This is a genomic window from Lacinutrix sp. MEBiC02595, assembly GCF_053601555.1.
The window spans coordinates 79,805-95,152 of sequence record NZ_JBSHNU010000135.1 but is presented as its reverse complement, the minus strand read 5'-3'; the positions used below and the strand labels follow the sequence as shown (position 1 = coordinate 95,152).

The following is a 15,348-nucleotide window of genomic DNA, read 5'->3' as shown; positions in this document are numbered from 1 at the left end:
AAAAATGCCTATTCAAAGATACAGAATAGGCATTTAATAGCTTCACTAAATTCAGTTAGCTGTTTGTTTTATTTTGTTGTTTTTTGATGGTGCTTTTATCCATGTCAAAATCATTTGTTTCCATCTTTGTATATCCTATTGGATTCGTTGGATTTGTTTGTCTTACTGTTGTTTTAAATTTCTTTCTGTCTTCTATCATTCCCATAATTTAATTTTAATGTTCCTTTTTAAAGTACAGATTTTTAAAAGAAGTTTCTCACAATACAACGTTAAATTAGCCGAAACGATGTTAAAATATGTAATCGGAATGAGGATATATTAGAAAGACCTTTATTGATTAAATGCTTTATAAAAGCAAAACCAATAATTGGATTGTTAGTGGGATTAGTTGCCTGTTTAGTTTTCTGGTTCTAGGCGCTATGTTTAATGCCGTGCTTATTTTCCGTGAAAGTGGTACTTTATTTAGGACTATTGTTTGCCGTTAATTTTAAGATAATTATCCGTATAAGTAATACAAAAGGAAAGCCATGTAAAACGACATCAAACCAATCCATGAATTTCATGCCTTCTGCTCCGCCAAAAATCCATTTTAATTTACCAATAATATGTGGTTCTGGTACAAAAGGAGCTAAGCCTAATGTTAAACAAAGTACTGCTATTACTTTCCAATCGTTTAGTAATTTCATAAGTTTATTATTTCAGAGACATTCTCATTTCTACAAGATTTTTAGTGAAACCACTTTTTTCATAGGCTCTAATTGCTGGAGCATTATCGTGATATACGTCTAATCTCGCTTCAAAAATAGCATTCGATTTGGCCCAAGTTTTTAAAGCTTCCGTAATGGATTGAATTACACCTTGACCTCTATATTCTGGATTAACATACATAAAACCTAAATACACATGTTGTTTGTGTGTGTGATACGGTTTAGAGTTCATGATTTTTGCATATCCCGAGCCAATAACAACATTGTTATGTGTTGCTACATGCACTTCTACTGTGTTAGAGAGAATTAACTCTTTAATATCATAATAGCTAATTGGATCTGGTTTTAAAGTAACATCAAAAGGGCGTTCTGCCAAAACAATACCTTGCTCAAATGCTAATAGCGTTGGTAAATCTTCTAATGTTGCCGATCTATAAATAATGCTGTCCATTTGCTTTATTCTTAATTTAATATGTTTTTTACAAAGCTATCTATTTCATGAACACCTTTGTTTGTTAGATGTTTTATAAAAGCAGAACCAATAATAGCTCCTTTTGCATGCGTGGTTGCTTGTGTAAAAGTTTCGTTGTTTGAAATACCAAAACCAATAATTTGCGGATTGTTAAGTTTCATGTCTGCAATGCGTTTAAAATAACTCGTTTGTTCTTCTCCAAAACCAGAGCTGCTTCCTGTTACACTTGCGCTACTTACCATATAAATAAAACCATTGGAAATAGAATCTATAAAGTGAATACGTTCTACAGAAGTTTGTGGTGTTATTAAAAATACATTTATTATTCCATATTTTTCAAAAATGGCTTTGTAGTCGTCGTTATACACGTCTACCGGTAAATCCGGAATTATTAATCCGTCGATTCCAATTTCTTGGCATTTTTCACAGAATGCTTCTACACCATATTGTAGCATTGGATTAAAATATCCCATGATTATTAACGGAATAGAAACGGTTTTACGAATATCTTTTAACTGATTAAAAAGTACTTCGGTAGTCATTCCGTTTTTTAAAGCTTGTGTAGAACTCGCTTGAATGGTTGGTCCATCTGCTAAAGGATCACTAAATGGCAAGCCTATTTCTATCATGTCTACACCACTTTTTTCTAAGTTTTGAAGGATGGTTGCAGTGTTATCTAAATTTGGATAACCTGCTGTAAAGTATATAGAAAGTAGTTTTTTGTTTTCTTGTAATTTCTGATTGATTCTGTTCATTGAATGATATTTTTTTTCATTTCCGCGAAGGCGGAAATCTTTTAAATATTTGTTTATACTAAATCGGATAAGTCGTTCCAATCTGGATGCATATCATTTATTAAATTTTCTTTCCATTCCCGATTCCATTTCTTTATTTGTCTTTCTCTTTTAATAGAATTGTTTACATATTTAGTAGTTTCAAAATAGACAAGTTTATCTACGTTGTATCTTCCTGTAAAAGTTTTTAAACTATTGTTTTTATGCTGATTCAGTCTTATCTTTAATTGCTTAGATCGACCAACATATAAAACCGTATGGTTTTTATTAGTTAATATGTATACGTAATGTAAATCCATTTATAATTAATGAGATTTCCGCCTTCGCGGAAATGAAAAACTACAACTTAAAATAGTCTATATAATTCTGTAAATCCTTATCCCCACGACCAGATAAACTTAACACGACAATATCTTCTGGTTGAAACTTTTTCTCCTTAAAAATGGCTAGTGCATGCGAGCTTTCGATAGCGGGAATAATACCTTCTAACTTACATAATTCTAATCCTGCTTTCATGGCTTGATCGTCTGTAATGGCAACAAATTCTGCGCGACCTGTTTTATACAAATGAGCATGCATTGGGCCAACACCTGGATAATCTAATCCTGCCGAAATAGAATATGGCTCTGTTATTTGTCCGTCATTAGTTTGCATCAATAGCGTCTTACTACCATGAATAATACCTTCTTTTCCTAACACGGAAGTGGCAGCACTTTCACCAGAATCTACACCTAAACCTGCAGCTTCTACCGCAATAAGTTTCACATCGGTATCTTCTAAAAAGTGATAATATGCACCAGCGGCATTACTACCACCACCAACACAAGCGACTACATAATCGGGTTGTGTTTTGCCTTCGTGTTCTTGTAATTGCCATTTAATTTCCTCGGAAACAATAGATTGAAAACGAGCTACCATATCTGGATATGGATGTGGACCAACAACACTTCCAATAATATAATGCGTGTCTACGGGATTGTTAATCCAATCGCGAATAGCTTCGTTGGTTGCGTCTTTAAGTGTGCGACTTCCGGATAATGCAGGTACTACAGTTGCGCCTAACATTTTCATTCTTGCAACGTTTGGTGCTTGACGCGCAATATCAATTTCGCCCATATACACGATGCATTCTAAACCCATTAATGCACAAACGGTTGCTGTGGCAACACCGTGTTGTCCTGCGCCAGTTTCGGCAATAATCCTGTGCTTGCCCAAACGTTGCGCCATTAAAATCTGACCAATCGTATTGTTGATTTTATGTGCTCCGGTATGGTTTAAATCTTCACGTTTCAGATAGATTTTTGTATTGTATTTTTCCGAAAGACGTTTTGCAAAATAGAGCGGAGAAGGTCTACCAACATAATCTTTTAATAGCTGATCAAAGGCTTTTTTAAAGTCCGGTTCTGCCATTACTTTTAAATAGTTTTGGCGTAACTCTTCGACATTAGGATACAGCATTTCTGGAATGTATGCACCTCCAAATTCGCCGTAGTATCCTTTTTCGTTAATATTATAAATCATGGTTTTTCAATATTCTATTCCTAACGGATATAGTTGTTAATAGCCAATTGGTGTTTAAATTCTTTAAGTTTACTAAGATCTTTTACGCCTGGTAATTTCTCAAATTTGCTGTTTAAATCTAAGGTGCAACATAAATCCGATTCTGGACGCTTTAAGAATAATAGTAACGATTCTATTTCTTCAGGGCCAATGCCGCCGCTTAAAAAATATGGTTTTTTAGAAGGATATTTTTTGAATACATTCCAATTAAAAGGATATCCATTTCCTCCAGGTTCTTTTCCTTTGGTATCAAACAAGAAATATTTACAAACACCTTCATAAGGTTCTAAAACGCTAAAATCAAATTGATTTTTTACAGAAAACACTTTGATAACAAATACATCATAGTCCTTTAACTGTGCGCAAAATTCTGGTGATTCATCGCCATGTAACTGTACACCTTGTAAATTATAGGTTTCTATTTTATCTACAATATAATTAAGAGGCGCATTTACAAAAACGCCAATTTTCTCGATGCTTTCTGGTAATTCAGGGATTTCGGTATTAAAGAATCTTGGTGATTTTTCATAAAATATAAAACCTAGATAATCTGGTTGTATTTCTGCAACATCTAAAATGTTGTTTTCGGATTTCATTCCGCATATTTTTAGTTTCATAACTTTTGTCATTCTGAACTTGATTCAGAATCGTTTTTATGTTAGTACTATTTAGAATGGATTCCGCATCCAGTGCGGAATGACAAACTAATTGTTTAAATTTTTAATCAACTATTTTACTTCTCGATACATGTTGTTTCACAAATCACTCGAAGTGACATTACTTTAATTCTTCTATAAATCTTTTCGCGCTTTCGCCGGCATTTTCTGTTTTCATAAAGTTTTCTCCAATTAAGAATCCTTTATAGCCATAAGGTTGTAATTCTTTAATAGCTTCCACAGCACTAATACCGCTTTCAGACACTTTTACAAAATCGTTAGGAATCTGTTCGCTTAGTAATTTACTGATTTCTAGGCTGACTTCAAACGTTTTTAGATTTCTATTATTTACGCCTAACATATCTAAACTCGGCATCATCGATTTTTGTAATTCTTCTTCGTTATGTACTTCTAAAAGGACATCTAAAGATAGGCTTTTTGCAAATTCTGAAAACTGCTTTATTTCTTCTCTGGTGAGAATTGCAGCTATTAATAAAATAACATCTGCACCATACGCTTTGGCTTCCAGAATTTGATACGTGTCGATGATAAATTCTTTACGAAGCAATGGTAGATTACAACTTGCTCTTGCGGTAAGTAAATCGTCTAAACTTCCTCCAAAGTATTTTCCGTCGGTTAGAACAGACATACCGCAAACTCCGGCATCTTCGTATCCTTTTGCAACATCAAAAACGTTTAAGTCGTGATTTATTACTTGTTTGGAAGGCGAACGACGTTTGTGTTCTGCAATGATTCCTGTTGTGCTATTTCTTAAGTTTTGAGCTAAAGAAATGGTTTGTCTTTCAAACAATATAGATTGTTCCAATTGTTGGACAGGAATAAGTTGCTTGCGAAGATTTACTTCGATGCGTTTGTCGTTTGTTATTTTAGTTAATATATCCATATTCATTTTTCCATAAAAAATGGAATTTATTTTATTATACTGTATTTCGTCAGTTCGAGTGATTTCGATTTTTTTATCGAAATTGTATCGAGAACATATTATCTTCTCGATACAATTTGTTCGTACCTCTCAAATTAGTCGAAGTGACATTTAAACTTGCCTATTTACTCAATGCAACAAGTTTATCTAAACTCGCTTTCGCTTTTCCGCTTAATAGCGATTCTTTTGCTAGTTCAAACCCTAGTTTATGGTCTATTTTATTTACGGTAGCAATTGCTAATCCCGCATTTGCACAAACCACGTTATTTTGCGCTTCAGTTCCTTTTCCTTTTATAACGTTTAAAAATATTTTTACGGAAGACTTCACCGTTTCACCACCAAAAATATCACTTTGGCTAATTTGTTTTATGTTTAAATCTTTTGGCGATAACATCGTTTCTGTCGCGTTAGAAATAATTTTTGTATTTCCAGTTAATGAAATTTCGTCATAGCCATCCAATGCGTGTACAATACTATAGTTTGTATCTGTTTCCTGATATAAATAACCATACAGACGTTGTAGTTCTAAATTAAAAACACCTACTAATTGGTTTTTAGGAAAGGATGGATTTACCATCGGGCCTAACATATTAAAAAAGGTTTTTACACCTAGTTCTTTACGTATTGGAGCCACGTTTTTCATGGCAGGATGAAATAAAGGAGCATGTAAAACACAAATACCTGCCGTTTCTATACTGTGTTTTAAAAAGTCGGATTTATTTGAAAAATGAACACCTAATGCTTCCATAACGTTGGATGATCCGGAAGCAGAAGATACTCCGTAGTTTCCATGCTTAGCAACTTTTACTCCAGCTCCGGCAGTTACAAAGGATGCTAAGGTAGAAATGTTGAAGGTGTTTTTTCCGTCGCCACCAGTTCCGCATAAATCGATGGCGTTATAGTCGGATAAATTTATAGGAATACACAACTCTAATAATGCATCTCTAAAACCTTGTAATTCTTCGAGTGTAATGCTTCGCATCATGTAAACGGTTAGAAATGCTGCTATCTGACTTTGGTTATAATCGCCTTTTGATATGTTTACTAAAACCTGTTTTGCTTCTTCGGTAGAGATGCTTTCGTGGTTTATTAGTCTGTTTAGTATTTGTTTCATTGATAAATTTTTATTTATCATTTCCGCGAAGGCGGAAATCTTTTAAATTGAATTTGCGTTACTTTATTTTTATTCGTTCGAGTGATTTCTATTTTTTATTTAAATGGCATCGAGAACTAATTTTGCTTCTCGATGCTATTTTTTCATGCTTCAAAAATCACTCGAAGTGACATCTTATATAGATATTCAAGATGGACAGGAGTAAATACTACTACTACTACTACTACTACTACTAATGGTTCACCCAGTTCTCTAAGATCTGTTTTCCGTTTGGCGTTAAAACCGATTCTGGATGATATTGTACACCGCGAACATCATAAAATTTATGACGTAGCGACATTATTTGTCCGTTTTCATCCAAAGAAGTAACTTCTAAAACTTCTGGTAAATTAGTATCTACAACCCAAGAATGATATCTACCAACAGGAAATGTTTTACCTAATCCGTTAAAAAGGGATTCGTCATCCACGGTTACTGTAATGTTGGTTGCAACACCATGATAAACCTCTTCTAAATTAATTAATTTTCCTCCAAAAACTTCTCCAATAGCCTGCTGTCCTAAACAAACACCTAAAATGCTTTTTGTTGGTGCATACATTTTTATGATTTCTTTTAATAAACCTGCTTCGTCAGGAACTCCTGGTCCTGGAGAAAGTACAATTTTATCAAAAGCATCTACTTCCTCTAAAGTCAGTTTGTCGTTTCTTTTTACGGTTACTTCACAATTTAAATCTTCTAAATAGTGTACTAAATTGTAGGTGAAGCTATCGTAGTTATCTATTACTAATACTTTTATTTTCATCGGTCAATTTTTTCTGCTAATTCTATAGCTTTTGTTAATGCACCTAACTTATTATATACTTCTTGTAATTCGTTTTCCGGACTGGATTTAGAAACAATTCCGGCACCAGCTTGCCAATGCAGTGTATGATCTTTACTTAAGAATGTTCTAATCATAATAGCATGATTAAAGTTACCTTCAAAATCCATAAAACCAATGGCACCACCATAAAATGCGCGACTCGTTTTTTCGTATTTTTCAATAAGCTGCATCGCTTTATGTTTTGGTGCGCCACTTAAGGTTCCTGCAGGAAAAGTATCTGCAACGACTTGCATGGTAGAAACATTTTTGTGTTTTTCACCAATGACTTTACTCACCAAATGAATAACGTGCGAGAAAAATTGAACTTCTCTATAGGTTTCTACTTTTACTTGGCTTCCGTTCCGGCTTAAATCATTTCTAGCCAAATCGACTAGCATCACGTGTTCTGCATTTTCCTTGTCGTCAACGGCAAGTTGTTTTGCTAATTCGGTATCTTTCTCGTCATTCCCAGTACGTTTAAAAGTACCTGCAATAGGATGAATTTCTGCTTTACCATCGGAAACTATTAACTGTGCTTCTGGTGAACTTCCAAAAATCTTGAAATCTCCATAATCGAAATAGAATAAGTAAGGCGAAGGATTTACGTTTCGTAAAGCGCGATATACATTAAATTCATCTCCTTTATAGTCTTGTGAGAATTTTTTAGACAGTACCAATTGAAAAACGTCCCCTCGCGCACAATGTTTTTTTGCTAATTCTACATGTGATTTATACTCTTCATCGCTAAGGTTGGAAGTGATTTCGCCATTTTTAGAAAATTTATAAGATGCAAAATTCTTCGCTTTTATTAACTGAAGTACTTCATCTATATTATTTTCTGTATTATGACAATGCGCAAAAATATAAGCTTCGTTTTTAAAGTGGTTTATAGCAATAATGTTTTGATATACGGCATAGTAAATCTCTGGGATTTCTATAGAGTTTTCTTTTTTTGAAATTTCTATATCTTCAAAATATTTAACCGCATCATAAGCCGTGTAACCAAAAATACCATTGTTTATAAATTTGAATTTTTCTTGAGAATTCACTTTAAAACGCTGTGTGAATTTATCAATCTCTTCGGTTACCGAAATATTTTTGGTATAGTTTTTTTTGAAACTCCCATCTGGAAAATGTTGTTCTATCTCCTCGTTTTCTACTTTAATAGATGCAATAGGATTAAAACAGATATAGGAGAAACTGTTGTCGTTTGCATGATAATCACTACTCTCTAATAGAATACTGTTTGGGTATTTGTCTCTTATTTTTAAGTAAATACTAACAGGAGTAATTGTATCTGCTAGTATTTTTTTATAATGTGTATACAGACTGAATGTTTTCATTTTTATGCTGAATTTATTTCAGTATCTCTTTCTTTTATGAGATATCATTAATTGGTTAAAAAGGTTCTGACTCAAGTTCAGAATAAAAAAAAAGGCTTGTCGTGAATGACAAGCCTTTTTTGATATTTTAATTAAATATACGGTATAGCGTTAGTTCACGAAGATTGCGTTTCGAGAGTTCCACCACCAAGTATTATTTAAAATAGTATTCAATTATTTTTTATTTAAAAAACAAAGATATAAATCTAAATATAAACTACCAATGTTTTATATAAAAAAAACTACCATTTTCATGGTAGTTTGTGTTGTTACTAGTTTGTAAAGAGTGAATTGTTAGCTATTAATCGAACCTTATCTAGTAACATTATTTTAAGTTAGCTGTAAGTTAGAAAATATTTTGATTATTATGAGCTTTTAAGGTAGTAATAAATATAAAAGTCAAATTAAACTTTTGTTAAAGGTACTTGTGCTTATTTTTGTAATGTATAATTTTATGTTTATGAATTTAAGAGTTTTATGTATCGTGTTTATTTTGTTTGTAAGTTGTAAGCAAGAAAACCAAGACCGTGAGGTTTCTGCTAATCTTGAAAAAGAGAAGGTCACATCCGAAGTCTCTAATTTTGAAGTCCCTAATGTTGCGGTGTATGATTTTGATGCATTTGAAGGGTTTTTGAATATTAAAGATGATAAAATCTATGTTGTAAATTTTTGGGCTACTTGGTGCGCTCCATGCATTAAAGAGTTACCTCATTTTGAGGAAATAAATGAAGCTTATAAAAGTAAAAATGTAGAAGTGTTGTTGGTTAGTTTAGATTTTCCGAAGCAATACAAGAAAAAATTAATACCTTTTATAGTAAAGCATAAACTAAAATCGAAGGTGGTTGCCTTAAACGATCCAGATTCCAATACATGGATTCCTAAAGTGAGTGAAGAATGGTCTGGTGCATTACCAGCAACAGTGATTTATAACAAAGAAAAACGTGCGTTTTACGAGAAATCCTTCAGTTATGAAGAATTAAAGAAAGAAGTAGATACATTTCTTAAGTAGCATCTTTTAGCTTTTAATTCCGCTTTAAGCGAAAACGACAATTTTAAAAGAAATCTCAAACAATAGGTGAGGAGATAACATTGCAATAAATAAATTTATCAAATAAAATAATTATGAAAAAGGCCATTAAAATAGTTTCCGCATTAGCAATTGTATTGCTAGTAAGCGCATTTACTGAAAACAAGACAAGTGTAAATCCTGGTTACCAAATAGGAGATATTGCTACCGATTTTTCGTTAAAGAATATAGATGGTAATATGGTTTCTTTGAAAGATTATAATGAAGCCAAAGGTTTTATTGTCGTTTTTACATGTAATACTTGTCCGTATGCGGTTGCTTACGAAGATAGAGTAGAAGCTTTAAATAAAAAATACGCAGATAAGGGATATCCTGTAATTGCTATTATGCCTAATAATCCAGATGTAAAACCTGGAGATAGATTAGAAGCTATGCAAGCAAGAGCAAAAGCAAAAGGGTTTACGTTTCCATATTTAATGGATCGCGGACAAAAAATATATCCGCAATACGGAGCAACAAAAACGCCACACGTTTATATTCTTCAAAAAACGAAGAAAGGAAATGAAGTAAAGTATATTGGAGCAATAGATGATAATTACCAAGATGAAGCTTCCGTGAGCAAAAAATATGTAGAGAATGCTGTAGATGCTTTATTACATGGAAAGGAAATAGAAGAGAAGGAAACTAGAGCAATTGGTTGTTCTATTAAAGTATAAGTTGCAATAAAAAGAGTAAAAAAAATCCGAAGTAGTAATACTTCGGATTTTTTTTCGTCTACTAACTAAAGAAATCTTAATTTTGTAAAAAAATAAAAAAATGGCAGATTTAACACAACAACAATGGCAGGAAGAATTACAGCAAGATGAAAATGCAGTAATATTAGATGTTAGAACAGAAGAAGAAACAAACGAAGGTATTATACCAAATGCATTAATAATAGATATTTATCAGCCACAAGAGTTTATGAGTAAAGTAGAAGCTCTAGATAAAAGTAAGACCTTTTACGTATATTGTAGATCTGGAGGAAGAAGTGCACAAGCTTGTGCGATCATGAATCAGCTAGGTTTTGAAAATACAAAAAACCTATTGGGCGGATTTAGTGAGTGGACTGGAGATGTAACTAACTAAGAAAAAACAAACCAATGAAACATTTATCCATACTAGTGCTTGCAATACTGACTTTTAGTAGTTTTGGTTGTAAAGAAGCGAATACAAGCAACATAACAGTAGTTTCTACCCAAGAAATGCAATCCCTTTTAAAAATGGGTCAGGTACAATTGGTAGACGTAAGAACTCCAAAAGAGTTTAAAAGCGGCTATATTGATAATGCGCAAAACATAGATTATAAATCACCAACTTTTGCTCAAGATATTCTAAAGCTAGATAAAGAAAAGCCAGTTTTATTATATTGTCATTCTGGAGGAAGAAGCGCTAAATGTGCTGAAAAGCTTCAGGAAGCAGGATTCACAAAAATCTACGATTTAGAAGGTGGAATATCCCGATGGAAACATGATGGGTTGGCTGTGAAGCAGTAAAATTACATGAAATTAGCATTGTTGACTACTCGTTGACAAGTAAAAACCTCAACAATTGGATAAACAATTTGTTGAGGTTTTTTAATGTGGAGTCGGAGAGAATCGAACTCTCGTCCAAACAAGTAACCAAAGGGCTTTCTACACGTTTATTCTTTTCTTGGGTTTTCGATTGCAAGCTGGTTAAAGACAACCCACTTACAACTTATCTTCTTTATCTTGAAAGTGCCTCAAAGCGCAACACAATCATAGTCAATTTTTACGATGCCTCTAATAGAACGCCATTAACTAAGGCTTTCAGGAGACATTTAGCTCTCCTACCTAGTAGGACGAGGCTTAATCTTACTATAATTCAGATTATGCAGCTAAAGCGTAGTTATTCTCGCCGTTTAAAAAGTTGAAATAAGTATTTACGAGTATAATCTCATTACTCGACGTGCTTACCGTTTCATTAATCTCGCTGTCAAAACCAGTCGACCCCAAAATTTGTAATGGTAATTAGTGCGTTACTCATTTTTGCTTTTAAGGGCAAAAATGCGTCAGGCTTTCCGCTATATCTTTTGCTAGAAAAAAGCAAAAGGATGTCGCTGCAATCCTTAACGCGCGCAAACCTACACAAAAGCATCGGTTTACAAATGCAAAGTTATTAAAAAGTTTGTATAACCTCGCAATTCCTATTACTTTAGTGCAAAAATTATTCCAACAACATGTTCCTGACAAATTTTCGTGAACTCGTAGCTAGAATGAATCCAATAGTATAAACATAAGATTCCCACTTTTGTGAGAATGAAAAAATAAATTTGCAATGAAATTCGCCATCATCAAAGAACGCAAAAACCCACCAGATAGACGTGTGGTTTTCTCACCAGAAAAACTAGCCGAAGCTCGTACACAATTCCCACAAGCAGCCTTTGTTGTAGAGTCTAGCGATATTCGCGTATTTCCAGATGCCGCATATAAAGCATTAGGATTTGAGGTGACCGAAGATGTATCCGACGCAGATGTTATGATTGGTGTAAAAGAAGTGCCAATCGATAATTTAATTCCGAATAAAAAATATTTTTACTTTTCGCATACCATCAAAAAACAACCGTACAATAGAAAGTTACTTTTAGCAATGCTAGAAAGAAACATCGAAATGTATGATCATGAAACCATTGTAAAGCAAAGTGGAGCACGATTAATTGGTTTCGGGCGTTACGCAGGATTGGTTGGTGCGTATAACGGATTTAGAGCATTAGGTTTACGTGACGGATTATTCAACTTACCAAAAGTAGAAAATCTTGCAGATTTGGATGCTGTAAAAGCCGAACTAGATAAAATCACCCTTCCAAATATTAAAATTCTTTTAACAGGAACAGGGAAAGTGGCGCAAGGAGCAAAAGAAATTCTAGACCATTTAAAAATAAAAGAAGTCAGTGATGCCTTGTATTTAACCTCCAAATTTACAGAGCCTGTTTATGTCATGGCAGATGTGATGGAATATGCAAAACGTAAAGATGGTAAAGTAGGAGATAAGTGGGCTTTTTATAAAGATCCTACCGGTTATGAAAGTAACTTTATGCCGTATGCAGCAGCAACCGATTTCTTTATTGCTGGTCATTTTTATGGTAACAATGCGCCGTATTTATTTACCAGAGAAGATGCGAAATCACCAGACTTTAAAATTAATTTAGTAGCAGATATTTCTTGTGATGTTGACGGACCAGTAGCTTCCACCTTAAAAGCTTCCACTATCGCAGATCCTTTTTATGGCTATGATGCAAAAACCGAAACGGAAGTCGCTTTTAATGCGCCAAATGCAATAACCGTTATGGCTGTCGATAACTTGCCTTGTGAGCTACCAAAAGACGCCAGTGAAGGTTTTGGAGAAATGTTCTTAGAACACGTAATTCCAGCATTTTTTAATGATGACCAAAGAGGTATTTTAAAGCGAGCAAAAATCACAGAAAACAAAAAACTAACCGAAAGATTCTCGTATTTACAAGATTATGTAAACGGAAAATAATATTAAGACTTAAAGTCACACATGAGTAAAACAGCATTAATAACAGGAGCTGCATCTGGATTAGGTTATGAGTTAACACTTTTATTAGCTAAAGATGCATATCATTTAGTATTAGTAGATATTGACGCTACCAATCTTGCTAGAGTTAAAACCGAATTAGAACGTGATTTTAAAGTAAGCGTAACCACATTAGCTAAAGATTTAAGTCTTCCAAATATAGCACAGGAAATCATGGACGATTTAAATAATGCACCAATAGATGTACTGATTAATAATGCCGGATTTGGTTTGTTTGGTTCTTTTGTAGAAACCAATTGGGAACGTGAATCTGCCATGTTGCATGTGCATATTATGACCACAACCCATTTAACCAAACTAGTTTTAAAAGGTATGGTAAAACGCGGGTCTGGTAAAATATTAAATATGTCATCTCTAGCGGCCTTTCAGCCAGGACCATTAATGTCTATTTATTATGCCTCTAAAGGATATGTGCTTTCTTTTTCTGAAGCTATTGCTTGCGAGTTAAAAGGAACGGGAGTTAGCGTTACTGCTTTATGTCCCGGACCAACAAAAACAGCATTTCAAGAAACCGTTTCAGAAGATAGTAAAGACAATAAAATAACCTTTAATATGGCTTCTGCAAAAGATGTAGCTGCTTATGGGTATAAATCGATGCTTAAAGGAAAAGCGTGTGCTATTCCTGGTGGTTTTAATAAATTTTTGGCGATTTTACCTCGTTTTATGCCAAGAAAAGTAGCTGCTAATATTGTTAGAAAGATTCAAGAAAAGAATAGAGAAGATTAATTTTTTTCTATTTTTTGAAATGTCTGAAACATACTAAAGCTGATTGCTAAAAAACTTCCAAAAGTAAGCGTGAATAGCCAAACTTCTAGATGTTGTTGCGGTTGAATCACCATATATAAAATGTCTTTGAATAAAGCCGAAGGATGTTGTAAAATATCCCAAGAGTTATAGCGCAAAAATCTACCTAAATAAATTCCGAAGGCTGTTAATGCTAGAATAAAGTAAGTAATGCCGTTTACTTTGTTTTTGCTAATGTGCTTTTGAAGTAACTCTTGGATATCTACCATCGTTAGGAAGAAAAGCATTAAACCGTTGTATGCAAAAGTAGTTAGTAATAATACATCTAACCAAAAAATAGGGTTTTCGCTTATTTTTAAATGTATTAAATCGGTAATAATATAAGGTGCATTTGGCAAAAATAGTAACCAAACAATACACCAAATAGCAAGCTGCCATTTACTAGAGCTTACTTTACTTTTTAAATAGGTTGTAATGGTATATGGTATTACCGCTAGAAACAAATTCCATGTTAAGAATATATATATAAAGGTATGTGTAATCTTCATGCGTACCATTAGTAAAAAGATACTCAATAACATCGATACTGTTAGGAAAGCATAGATTTTATATCGGTTAAATAATAGACTTTTTAAGTTATGCATGGGTTTGTGATTTGTGTTCAAAAATAAGAATGGTAATTACGCCTAACGTGTAAGCGAGTAAATCTGAAATACTAAAAGTGCTTCCTAAAATAAGTATTGCTAATCTGTTGTTTTGAAGATTTAAAACTTCAAGAAAATTAGTGCGTTGTAAAAACTCGATGCCATAAGCAATAATTAATACAGCTATTGCTATGTAAAAAGGTTTGGTTTTTATAAAGCTTTTAAACATACAATACATTAGTATTACGACTAGATAATCTCCAAAGGTATGGCGAATAAAACCATCTTTTAAAAAGATTGCAATTAGTGCTTCGACTGCAAAAAGCAGGATGGAAGCTATTATGTATTTATTGTTTCGTTTGAATTTCATGATTAAAAATGGTTATCTAAAGCGTATAAAACAAGAAGAAAATAACCAAAAGTTACTGGGATATTTAAGAGCATGATTCCACAAGTTTTTAATATTTCTACTCGGTATTCTGGTTTAAGGATTGCCGAGATAACTAAGATTATCCATAGTATTAAATTCACCCAAAAGGCGATGACTATAAAAGTTATTCCTGTTGTTTCTAAGTGATTAGGATTCTCAAAATATAGATAGATGGCTAATAGTATGGAGCCTATTATAAAACTAGATGCGGCTGTTATTTTTCCTGTTAAAATTAAATTTTTCATTGTAGTTATGATTTGCGTTAGCGATTGCAGTGGCATCCTTTTTTGAGGTACGAAAAAAAGATATAACGAAAAGCGCGACCTTTTTTGATTCTGACGGGTTTTTGAAACCTGTGAGGTATGAAAAAAAGGTAACGCCATAATTATAATTAT

20 protein-coding genes and 1 other RNA gene are annotated in these 15,348 nt (G+C 33.3%); 6 read left to right on the top strand and 15 right to left on the bottom strand.

The window, feature by feature from the left end; all coding sequences use genetic code 11:
* Positions 1 to 55: 55 nt before the first annotated feature.
* From ACVCZW_RS01895 to ACVCZW_RS01845, 11 genes are all read right to left on the bottom strand, one after another.
* On the bottom strand, positions 56 to 205 hold the full coding sequence (locus tag ACVCZW_RS01895) for a hypothetical protein (protein ID WP_452227898.1): 150 nt from the start codon (positions 203 to 205) through the stop codon (positions 56 to 58).
* A 253-nt stretch (positions 206 to 458) separates the two neighbouring features.
* Positions 459 to 686 (bottom strand): hypothetical protein, encoded by a 228-nt coding sequence (locus ACVCZW_RS01890; protein WP_452231512.1) that lies wholly within the window; start codon positions 684 to 686, stop codon positions 459 to 461.
* A gap of 7 nt (positions 687 to 693) precedes the next feature.
* A complete protein-coding gene (locus tag ACVCZW_RS01885) occupies positions 694 to 1,158 on the bottom strand; it encodes a GNAT family N-acetyltransferase (protein WP_452227900.1) in 465 nt (154 codons plus the stop codon).
* A gap of 11 nt (positions 1,159 to 1,169) precedes the next feature.
* Positions 1,170 to 1,934 carry a tryptophan synthase subunit alpha gene (gene trpA, locus ACVCZW_RS01880; RefSeq protein WP_452231511.1) on the bottom strand — a complete coding sequence of 255 codons (765 nt, stop codon included), beginning with the start codon at positions 1,932 to 1,934 and terminating at the stop codon, positions 1,170 to 1,172.
* A gap of 53 nt (positions 1,935 to 1,987) precedes the next feature.
* Positions 1,988 to 2,272: a GIY-YIG nuclease family protein gene (locus tag ACVCZW_RS01875; RefSeq protein ID WP_452231510.1), complete on the bottom strand. Its 285-nt coding sequence runs from the start codon at positions 2,270 to 2,272 to the stop codon at positions 1,988 to 1,990.
* A gap of 40 nt (positions 2,273 to 2,312) precedes the next feature.
* On the bottom strand, positions 2,313 to 3,494 hold the full coding sequence (gene trpB / locus ACVCZW_RS01870; protein WP_452231509.1) for a tryptophan synthase subunit beta: 1,182 nt from the start codon (positions 3,492 to 3,494) through the stop codon (positions 2,313 to 2,315).
* A 20-nt stretch (positions 3,495 to 3,514) separates the two neighbouring features.
* Positions 3,515 to 4,150: a phosphoribosylanthranilate isomerase gene (locus tag ACVCZW_RS01865; RefSeq protein ID WP_452227904.1), complete on the bottom strand. Its 636-nt coding sequence runs from the start codon at positions 4,148 to 4,150 to the stop codon at positions 3,515 to 3,517.
* 160 nt (positions 4,151 to 4,310) lie between these two features.
* Positions 4,311 to 5,093 carry an indole-3-glycerol phosphate synthase TrpC gene (gene trpC, locus ACVCZW_RS01860; RefSeq protein ID WP_452227905.1) on the bottom strand — a complete coding sequence of 261 codons (783 nt, stop codon included), beginning with the start codon at positions 5,091 to 5,093 and terminating at the stop codon, positions 4,311 to 4,313.
* A 160-nt stretch (positions 5,094 to 5,253) separates the two neighbouring features.
* A complete protein-coding gene (trpD, locus tag ACVCZW_RS01855; protein WP_452231508.1) occupies positions 5,254 to 6,246 on the bottom strand; it encodes an anthranilate phosphoribosyltransferase in 993 nt (330 codons plus the stop codon).
* Positions 6,247 to 6,478: 232 nt separating this feature from the next.
* A complete protein-coding gene (locus ACVCZW_RS01850; RefSeq protein WP_452231507.1) occupies positions 6,479 to 7,048 on the bottom strand; it encodes an anthranilate synthase component II in 570 nt (189 codons plus the stop codon).
* Positions 7,045 to 8,451, bottom strand: coding sequence for an anthranilate synthase component I family protein (locus tag ACVCZW_RS01845; RefSeq protein WP_452227908.1), 1,407 nt, complete (start codon positions 8,449 to 8,451; stop codon positions 7,045 to 7,047). Before ACVCZW_RS01845 ends, ACVCZW_RS01850 begins: the two co-directional genes overlap by 4 nt.
* A gap of 499 nt (positions 8,452 to 8,950) precedes the next feature.
* Between ACVCZW_RS01845 and ACVCZW_RS01840 the strand changes: the two genes are divergently transcribed.
* From ACVCZW_RS01840 to ACVCZW_RS01825, 4 genes are all read left to right on the top strand, one after another.
* Positions 8,951 to 9,499, top strand: coding sequence for a TlpA family protein disulfide reductase (locus tag ACVCZW_RS01840; RefSeq protein WP_452227909.1), 549 nt, complete (start codon positions 8,951 to 8,953; stop codon positions 9,497 to 9,499).
* 113 nt (positions 9,500 to 9,612) lie between these two features.
* Positions 9,613 to 10,233, top strand: coding sequence for a thioredoxin family protein (locus tag ACVCZW_RS01835; protein WP_452227910.1), 621 nt, complete (start codon positions 9,613 to 9,615; stop codon positions 10,231 to 10,233).
* A gap of 100 nt (positions 10,234 to 10,333) precedes the next feature.
* The gene (locus ACVCZW_RS01830; RefSeq protein WP_452227911.1) at positions 10,334 to 10,645 is read left to right on the top strand and encodes a rhodanese-like domain-containing protein; all 312 of its coding nucleotides are present in this window, start codon (positions 10,334 to 10,336) and stop codon (positions 10,643 to 10,645) included.
* A 14-nt stretch (positions 10,646 to 10,659) separates the two neighbouring features.
* On the top strand, positions 10,660 to 11,052 hold the full coding sequence (locus tag ACVCZW_RS01825; protein WP_452227912.1) for a rhodanese-like domain-containing protein: 393 nt from the start codon (positions 10,660 to 10,662) through the stop codon (positions 11,050 to 11,052).
* A gap of 84 nt (positions 11,053 to 11,136) precedes the next feature.
* Here ACVCZW_RS01825 and ssrA read toward each other — a convergent pair.
* Positions 11,137 to 11,530: a transfer-messenger RNA gene (ssrA, locus tag ACVCZW_RS01820) on the bottom strand.
* Positions 11,531 to 11,854: 324 nt separating this feature from the next.
* On the opposite strand from ssrA, the gene ACVCZW_RS01815 reads away from it, so the two are divergent.
* Together ACVCZW_RS01815 and ACVCZW_RS01810 are read left to right on the top strand one after the other, a co-directional pair.
* Positions 11,855 to 13,057: an NAD(P)-dependent oxidoreductase gene (locus ACVCZW_RS01815; protein ID WP_452231506.1), complete on the top strand. Its 1,203-nt coding sequence runs from the start codon at positions 11,855 to 11,857 to the stop codon at positions 13,055 to 13,057.
* Between the two features lie 21 nt (positions 13,058 to 13,078).
* Positions 13,079 to 13,861, top strand: a complete 783-nt coding sequence (locus tag ACVCZW_RS01810; protein ID WP_452227914.1) for an SDR family NAD(P)-dependent oxidoreductase — start codon at positions 13,079 to 13,081, stop codon at positions 13,859 to 13,861.
* On the opposite strand, the gene ACVCZW_RS01805 is transcribed toward ACVCZW_RS01810, so the two are convergent.
* The 3 genes from ACVCZW_RS01805 to ACVCZW_RS01795 all read right to left on the bottom strand — a co-directional run bounded on the left by ACVCZW_RS01805 (position 13,858) and on the right by ACVCZW_RS01795 (position 15,198).
* Positions 13,858 to 14,427, bottom strand: coding sequence for a DUF1361 domain-containing protein (locus ACVCZW_RS01805; RefSeq protein ID WP_452227915.1), 570 nt, complete (start codon positions 14,425 to 14,427; stop codon positions 13,858 to 13,860). The genes ACVCZW_RS01810 and ACVCZW_RS01805 overlap by 4 nt on opposite strands.
* An 88-nt stretch (positions 14,428 to 14,515) precedes the next feature.
* Entirely contained in the window at positions 14,516 to 14,893 is a 378-nt protein-coding gene (locus ACVCZW_RS01800) for a ribosomal maturation YjgA family protein (protein ID WP_452227916.1), read from the bottom strand.
* Between the two features lie 2 nt (positions 14,894 to 14,895).
* Positions 14,896 to 15,198 carry a hypothetical protein gene (locus tag ACVCZW_RS01795; RefSeq protein ID WP_452227917.1) on the bottom strand — a complete coding sequence of 101 codons (303 nt, stop codon included), beginning with the start codon at positions 15,196 to 15,198 and terminating at the stop codon, positions 14,896 to 14,898.
* Positions 15,199 to 15,348 lie beyond the last annotated feature (150 nt).

What these genes read in the sequence shown, in the direction of transcription:
- ACVCZW_RS01895 (WP_452227898.1), bottom strand. Translation starts at nt 205, where the DNA reads ATGGGAATGATAGAAGACAGAAAGAAATTTAAAACAACAGTAAGACAA.
- ACVCZW_RS01890 (WP_452231512.1), bottom strand. Translation starts at nt 686, where the DNA reads ATGAAATTACTAAACGATTGGAAAGTAATAGCAGTACTTTGTTTAACA.
- ACVCZW_RS01885 (WP_452227900.1), bottom strand. Translation starts at nt 1,158, where the DNA reads ATGGACAGCATTATTTATAGATCGGCAACATTAGAAGATTTACCAACG.
- trpA (WP_452231511.1), bottom strand. Translation starts at nt 1,934, where the DNA reads ATGAACAGAATCAATCAGAAATTACAAGAAAACAAAAAACTACTTTCT.
- ACVCZW_RS01875 (WP_452231510.1), bottom strand. Translation starts at nt 2,272, where the DNA reads ATGGATTTACATTACGTATACATATTAACTAATAAAAACCATACGGTT.
- trpB (WP_452231509.1), bottom strand. Translation starts at nt 3,494, where the DNA reads ATGATTTATAATATTAACGAAAAAGGATACTACGGCGAATTTGGAGGT.
- ACVCZW_RS01865 (WP_452227904.1), bottom strand. Translation starts at nt 4,150, where the DNA reads ATGAAACTAAAAATATGCGGAATGAAATCCGAAAACAACATTTTAGAT.
- trpC (WP_452227905.1), bottom strand. Translation starts at nt 5,093, where the DNA reads ATGGATATATTAACTAAAATAACAAACGACAAACGCATCGAAGTAAAT.
- trpD (WP_452231508.1), bottom strand. Translation starts at nt 6,246, where the DNA reads ATGAAACAAATACTAAACAGACTAATAAACCACGAAAGCATCTCTACC.
- ACVCZW_RS01850 (WP_452231507.1), bottom strand. Translation starts at nt 7,048, where the DNA reads ATGAAAATAAAAGTATTAGTAATAGATAACTACGATAGCTTCACCTAC.
- ACVCZW_RS01845 (WP_452227908.1), bottom strand. Translation starts at nt 8,451, where the DNA reads ATGAAAACATTCAGTCTGTATACACATTATAAAAAAATACTAGCAGAT.
- ACVCZW_RS01840 (WP_452227909.1), top strand. Translation starts at nt 8,951, where the DNA reads ATGAATTTAAGAGTTTTATGTATCGTGTTTATTTTGTTTGTAAGTTGT.
- ACVCZW_RS01835 (WP_452227910.1), top strand. Translation starts at nt 9,613, where the DNA reads ATGAAAAAGGCCATTAAAATAGTTTCCGCATTAGCAATTGTATTGCTA.
- ACVCZW_RS01830 (WP_452227911.1), top strand. Translation starts at nt 10,334, where the DNA reads ATGGCAGATTTAACACAACAACAATGGCAGGAAGAATTACAGCAAGAT.
- ACVCZW_RS01825 (WP_452227912.1), top strand. Translation starts at nt 10,660, where the DNA reads ATGAAACATTTATCCATACTAGTGCTTGCAATACTGACTTTTAGTAGT.
- ACVCZW_RS01815 (WP_452231506.1), top strand. Translation starts at nt 11,855, where the DNA reads ATGAAATTCGCCATCATCAAAGAACGCAAAAACCCACCAGATAGACGT.
- ACVCZW_RS01810 (WP_452227914.1), top strand. Translation starts at nt 13,079, where the DNA reads ATGAGTAAAACAGCATTAATAACAGGAGCTGCATCTGGATTAGGTTAT.
- ACVCZW_RS01805 (WP_452227915.1), bottom strand. Translation starts at nt 14,427, where the DNA reads ATGAAGATTACACATACCTTTATATATATATTCTTAACATGGAATTTG.
- ACVCZW_RS01800 (WP_452227916.1), bottom strand. Translation starts at nt 14,893, where the DNA reads ATGAAATTCAAACGAAACAATAAATACATAATAGCTTCCATCCTGCTT.
- ACVCZW_RS01795 (WP_452227917.1), bottom strand. Translation starts at nt 15,198, where the DNA reads ATGAAAAATTTAATTTTAACAGGAAAAATAACAGCCGCATCTAGTTTT.